Source organism: Halomonas marinisediminis (assembly GCF_004347715.1).
GTDB lineage: Bacteria > Pseudomonadota > Gammaproteobacteria > Pseudomonadales > Halomonadaceae > Halomonas > Halomonas icarae.
Genome location: NZ_SLTR01000464.1, coordinates 1 through 272, shown reverse-complemented (window position 1 = coordinate 272; position 272 = coordinate 1). Strand labels below are relative to the sequence as shown.

Here is a 272-nt window from a genome sequence, read left to right as displayed (position 1 = left end):
CCCCGGCGGAGATGCTGGAGCGGGCCTTCCTCGAGCCGCTGCTGGGCGTCTACGACGTGGCGGGGATCGAGCAGGAGGTGGCCCTGCGAGAGGACGGCAAGCCGGTGCTCATCGCCCGCGGCCGCGCGACGGAACTCATCCCCCTGCGTGGGACGACGTACCGCATCAAGGGCGTGTCGGGCGTGACGATCGAGTTCCTTCGGCCCGAGGGCGACGCCCGCGGCAAGGCGGACCGCATCGCCGTCCAGGCCGACGAACGGGCGATCTTCCCG

Annotated in this window: 1 protein-coding gene; it reads left to right on the top strand. The window is 72.4% G+C overall.

Translation table 11 applies throughout. The annotated features are described in order from the left end of the window. A partial coding sequence (locus tag E0702_RS19285) for a hypothetical protein (protein WP_165927618.1) occupies positions 1-272 on the top strand: 272 nt, incomplete at both ends.